This is a genomic window from Microbacterium album, assembly GCF_014643695.1.
Lineage (GTDB): Bacteria > Actinomycetota > Actinomycetes > Actinomycetales > Microbacteriaceae > Microbacterium > Microbacterium album.
In genome coordinates, this window is record NZ_BMJY01000030.1 from 1 (window position 1) to 6,453 (window position 6,453).

The window sequence follows — 6,453 nt, forward strand, 5'->3', positions numbered from 1 at the left end:
GTCGGCGACGGGTCGGTCACCTCACCGCCGTAGATGCGGAACCGGGCATACGTGTCGGCGCCGGTCTGGACCTCCCCGAACGAGACCTGGTAATCGGCAGTCCCGGTACCGGCGGGCACCGTCACCATCACCCGCTCCGCATCATCGAACGTGCCATTGCCGTCGAGGTCCATCCACGCGGCCAGCGTCACATCCACATCCGAATCGTTCGTCGCCGTCACCGTCACCTCGGTCGTGCGACCCTGCGTCGCCACGATCGGCTGCGCCACGCCATCCTCATCGTTCGGCGTACCGTTCAGGTCATCGCCATCCGCACCCGGGCTGGGCTGACCATCCGGCTCCGTGTCACGCTCGACGCCCAGCGTCGGGCCCACCGCGATATGCGCGGCACCATCAGCGGCGATCGTCGTGCCATACGAATCGGGCGCATCCCCGAACTCGCAGACGGGCGTGAACGAGATGTCGTCAATGGCCAGGTCGTTGCCCTCGCCACCCGGCGCATTGTTCGCGATCTCCAGGCGCACCGTCGTCTGCGCGGCGGTGAACTGGAGGCCGAACCGCTCCCAGACCAGCGAGCTCTTGTTGGAGATGTCACCGGTGTCGACGGACGCGAGGACGTTGTCCGTCGCCGGGTCGATCACCCGGAACTGCACGTTCGGGAGGATCGGTGATCCGGCGTTGTTCGCGTTCGTGATCCAGGCGGAGAAGTCGTAGCTCGCCCCGGGAGTCAGCTGGGTGAACGTGCGCTGGAAGAAGATCCCCGGCGTGACGTCGGCGTTGACCAGCATCATCCGGCCGTCGGGGTCGCCTGTCCGATCGCCGCCCGCGTGCCAGAAGCTGCCGAACGTCCCCGGGAGCTGCGAGGGCAGTGCATAGGAACCGTCCCACACCGTGCCGCCGGTGACATGGTGGTACGTCGTCTGCCCGGCAGGAAGCGGATCACCATAGCCCGTGCCGGTGCCGAACGTCTCGACGAACGGTTCCACACACGAGATCGGGACCAGGGTCGCCACCTGCGCGAGGTGGTCCTCCACCTCACCGTCGGACGCTGCGCCGAGCGCACGCTCGTCGACGTCGGGAGTCGCCGGGTCGTCCACGAGGACATCGCTCGTGAGCCGCAGCCGGATGACCGGCGTCGTACCGTCGACCGTGGCCGGGATCCCGACGAACGGCAGCTCGACACTGGTCGCCCCATCGGGCACAGTCACCGACGCGAACTCCGACGCCTCGAAACGCCCGCTTCCGTTCGAATCGATCCAGCCGTACAGCGTCGCCGGCTGCCCCGTCGTGTTGGTCACGGGCACCGTCAGCGTCACACTCGTCGCCCCCGGGTTCAGCACGACCCGGCTCGAGAACGCATCCTCATCGTCGATGCGGTTGTTGTCGTCACCGTCAGCGAGGGGGCTCGGCTGGCCATCCGGATCGAAGTCGATCTTCGTGCCGATCGTCAGGCCGGGCACGATCGTGTGCCGCGGACCGTTGTTCGCCAGCGTCGTCCCATACGAATCCGGAGCGTCACCGAAGTCCTCGCACGCCGGCGGGCTGATGCTGAGATCCCCGTTGCCATCGATTCCGAAGCCAGAGTTGACGCCGCCCTGCCAGCGGGCTTCGAAGACGCTCTTGTCTTCGAGCACGATCTGGAACCTGCTCTCCGGTGTGCCGTTATTGTTCCCGTTGCCGTGGAACGACACCGACGAGCCGGTCGTCTGGATCGTGACCAGACTGCCTCTGGTGACGGCGTAGGACGCGAGATCGGACGCCGTGAACGTGGCGATCTCGTACTGCTGGCTCTGCGAGGTCGCATAGCCGTCCATGTCGTTCACCGTGAAAACGGCATTGACCGCCACGGGCTCGGAGGTGCCCGCCTCGACGAAGCGATACTGGATCGTCGAATCGCTGCTCACGCTCCACGCGGCGTCATCCGGGCGGTTCGTGATGAAGCCGTTGGGCCCGCTCGTCAGGATGCTGTTCGACCCGGCGACGACCTCGACCAGCATGTCGACGGGCACGCCGGAGATCACGGAGACGTTCTCATAGCGCGCGGTCGAGCCCACGCCGCCATTGCCGGTCCGGTCCACCGGGTCACTGAACGTGAACGCGTAGTAGTCGACCGTACCGGTGACGCAGGTGTCGGGCAGCACGAGCCGCTCGAACAGCACCCGGTAGTCCTCGACCTCACCGTCGGGCGCAGCGCCGGTCGGCTCGGCGATCGAGTCCGCATCCGTCGAATACCGCACACGCACGTACGACGAGATGCCTGCCGGGTTCACACCCTGCGAGAACGTCAGATCGTTGTCACCCGCCGTCACCGGCTGAGCGTGAACCACCCGCTCCCCGTCGTCGAAGAAGTCACCGTCCTGGTTCCAATCCACCCACACGCTCACGAACCCGGCAGCCGACGCATTCACCCGCAGCGTGTTCTCCACCGGCTGCAGCGACGACCCGTCCAGACCCGTCCGAATCGTCGGGTTCGGATACCCGAGCGCCGGGTTGAACTCCACGCCGTCATCCGAGCCGTCGCGGTCGGCCGCGGCGCCGGGCTGCCCGTCGGTCTCGCTGTCGATGGACGGGCCGAGCATGACCGGCGCGGTGTAGTTGTCCGCGTCGTAGCCAGGGATGTTGTGGCGCGCGCCGTTGTTCGCCAGCGTCGTGCCGTAGCTGTCCGGCGCGTCGCCGAAGTCGACGTCGAACTTGCACTCGAACAGGTGGAAGTCGTCGAAGTTCATCCACACCTGGCCCTCGACGGTGGCGTCGTTCGCCGGAGTCTCGTTACGAACCTCGACCCGCAGGTGCGACCAGGGGCGAGTGGCATTCAGCGTGAAGGAGACGCGCTCCCACTGCGGGGTGGCACCCACACCGGGGAACTCCACGACAGGCGTGCTGTAGAGCAGCTCGCTGTTGGCCGCTGTCGGCGGCACGACCTCAGGCACGTCCAAGAGGAACCCGACGTTCGGATCATCGACGCCGTAGAACTGCATGTAGCCGTTGCCCTGCCGGCCGTAGCCGCCCGCGGCCACCGAGTAGTACCCGACATAGGTCGACAACGGGTCGAGGGCGGCGACGAGGGTATTCGTCGCTCCCTCGCCCGCACCTTCCGCGGAGTGCCCGCCCATGAATCCGTAGCCGTCCGCCGCCGTCCTGACCGGCATCAGTTCCGGGCCGGGACCGGAGTCAAAGGTCGGCGAGAACACGTGATATTGGCCGCCCCACGGGTGGCTGTCGTGCCAGCCGGTTGCGTAGTTGATCGAGCTCATCCCCGGGTTCACAAAATCGCCGGTCCGGCTCTCGAAGCTCGGGTTGGTGATGAGGTCCACGGGGACCAAGGTGCCCCCGGGGCCACACTGGACCTGCGGAGCGAACACCGCGGTGTAGTCCTCCACCTCGCCCGCGGCGGCAGGACCGGTCGGCAGCGCGTCGGCCGGATCGAGGTCGCCAGGGAACAGCCGGAAGCGGGCATACGTCTCCGGCGGCACCGTGGCCGTGGCCGGGAAGGTCAGGACGTAGTCCGCGGTGCCCGATCCGGCGGGCACGCCGACGATCACGCGCTCGGCACCGTTGTCGAACGATCCGTCACCGTTCAGATCGATCCAGCCCACCAGGGTCGCGGGCTCGGCGGTGTCGTTGGTCGCTGAGACCGTCACCGTGGTCGGCTGCCCGGGCACGAGCCCGATCGGGTCGGACACGCCGTCCTCGTCCGCGATGCCGTTCGTGTCGTCGCCGTCGGCGCCGGGGCCGGGCTGCCCGTCCGTCTCGCTGTCGATGGTGCGGCCCAGCATCAGCGGTGCGGTGTGGTTGTCGGCGTCGTAGCCCGGGATGTTGTGACGCGGGCCGTTGTTCGCCAGCGTCGTGCCGTAGCTGTCCGGCGCGTCGCCGAAGTCGATCGGCAGCGGAGAGTTGAAGCACCGCGCGCCGTCGTTCAGGCCCGCAGCAGGGCCCTGGGCGAAGAAGTCCGCGTCGCCGGAGGCCATGTCGATGCGCCAGATGCCGCCGGTGGCGTTGTCGGAGGCGTAGAGGAAGCCGTCCGGGTCGGTGTACACCGCGCCGAACTGAGCGCTCACGGGCCGACCGTCCGGGGTCTCCAGCGGGCCGAGATCCCTCACCAGCGACGCCGTCTTGGTGTCGGTGTCGAAGCCGACCAGGCCGATGCGCACCGGCGAGACCGTGTTCATGTACGCGGCCGAGTAGAGGTTGCCGTCCTTCACGCTGTAACCCCAGTCGGGGCCGAGGAGCCACCCCGCCGGCATCGTGAAGTTGCCCGACGAGACGACCTCCATGTACGTCGGCGACGCGGGGTCGCTGAGGTCGATCTCCACCCAGCCCGGCTGGGCGGAGTTGGAGTTGCTCACCCAGTAGTGGCCGCGGGCGTCGAATTCACCGGTGTTCAGCCACGTTTGGACCCCCACGGGGACCGTGGCCCAGTTGGACGGCAGCCCGAGCGGCTCGGTCGACCAGTCGCTGCCGATTCGAACGATCCCCTCCCCATCGAACTGGTCGAACGCGTACATGTAGTGGTCCATCGGGTTGTACCCGGCGGCGTTGAGATTGGCGGAGGAGATCGCGGTGGCGATCTGCTGGCTCGCCCCGGTCACGAGGTCGATGCTGTGGACATCCGTCGGCTGCTGCTGGAACAGGATGCCCGGGGCACCGGGCAGGCAGGAGAATGGTCCGAGCGCCTGAACATCGAGCGCCCAGTCTTCGACCTCGCCCGCTGTAGTGATGCCGGTCGGGGACGCGACGTCCGTCTCGGTCACGCCGATGCGGAGCCGCAAGAACGTCGGGCCCGACTGCACGTCCGTCGGTACCGTCCAGCTGAGGCTCACGGAGGTCCCCTCGCAGAGCACCGGATCTGAGGCCTCCGTCGCATCGAAGGTGCCGTTGCCGTTCCAGTCGATCCAGCCCCGCACATACCCAGGGCCGGTGCAGGCGACATCGGGAAGGGTGTGCCTGCCGTTCGGCGTGACGCTGACCGTTCCGGGCTCCGTGATGGCGTCGTCCGTGTCGGCATCGGCCCGCGGGCTCGGCTGGGAAGCCTGTTCGGAGGTGACCGTGGCGCCGAGGCGGGTGGCCGGCTGGCCAGCGGTGCTCAGGGGTTGCGCGAAGAGCCCCCCAGTGACTGCCGCCGCGCCGGTGAAAGGGGGCGAGAAGATCGAGCCAGCGTCACCATAGCTTTCCGGGGCATCACCGAAGTCGGTGAACAGCACGACTCCCAGAGCGATCGCGGAGCGCCCGTTGGGGGAAGCCACCGTCGCGGTGGCGGACGATGCCCCCTCCATGAAGGCGACGCCCGTCGGATAGGCAGAGCAGCTATGCGGCTGCGACCCGGCGAACCGCAGAGTCTGGCCGTCGCGCACGACCGCGGCGTCCGTGGTGCACCCAGCAGGCCGGTATCGATCGATGATGCGCCACTGCGCGCCAGCAGGGATCGTCGCGGCGACGTACTCCCCCTGGGTGGCCAGGCTGGCCTCGGCATCCGCCATCACGAGACCGGCGAGGGGGATGCTCCTGCCATCGAGCGTCGCGGAGCAGCTGAAGTCGAAGTCGACGGCGGGCCCGGAGGCGAAGTTGGCGAGGCCGATCGCGAGCGTGTTGTCGGCGCCCGTGCCGCCGACGTTGTACATGTCGTCGAGACCGTCTCCCGAGAACGACCCGGGCCTCTGGACGACGAGACCTTGTCCCGTGGGGGCGCCGATGCTGCAGGTCGTAGCGAGCGTGCCCCCGGCGAAGGCGCGGGTGTTCGTTCTGGTCAGCCCCGCGGCAGGGATGCGCTCCCCTTGGGCACCCCACTCGAACCAGTCGATGGAGCCCTTGTAGAGCCCCGTGCCCCCCTCCGCGAACCGCATCGGCGCGAACTCCTCCGCCTGGGCCGTGACCGCGGCCGCCTGGCTCGGCGCATCGCTGTCGCCGGTCCCGGCCTCAGCCGCCGCGGGCGCGGCCGGAGCCAGGGCCATGACGGCTCCACCGGTGAGCAGGCCACCCACGAGGGTCAGCGCGGCGAGAGCCGACGTGCTGCGCAGCGCCGACCGCTTCCCGGAAGCGGTCATGAAGGTCCGTCGCGCCACGCGCGGCTCGTACCGGCGCCTCATGCGTGCGTCCCGGTGATGCAGCTGGATGCGCGGCCGCCAACGGTCATCTTCATCGTCTCCCTCAGAGCGTCCGAGCGGGCGATCACTCGTCCGCACCTCAGGCTTAGTGGCGGGCGCGAGACGGCGACAACGAACCTCACCCCGGCATCACCCGAGGTGAGGGCACCGCGCGCGGACGCGGCTCAGCGTCGGGGCGCGGCTCAGCGTCGGCGCCCGACGCGCGTGTGCCGGCGGGCAGCCCTGGGAGGTGGCTGCCCGCCGGCGTGTGCGGTGCCGGGGGTTCCGGCGGGGGGTGCTCCGATCAGATCAGGGCGGCAGCGCGGCGGCGGCGGACCACCAGCAGCACGACACCCGCGGCGACCAGGCCCGC

Annotated in this window: 1 protein-coding gene; it reads right to left on the minus strand. The window is 68.9% G+C overall.

The annotated features are described in order from the left end of the window. Window positions 1–6,041: CshA/CshB family fibrillar adhesin-related protein (locus IEX37_RS15755; protein ID WP_229663328.1), on the minus strand; the 6,041-nt coding region annotated here is incomplete at its 3' end. Window positions 6,042–6,453: the final 412 nt, after the last annotated feature.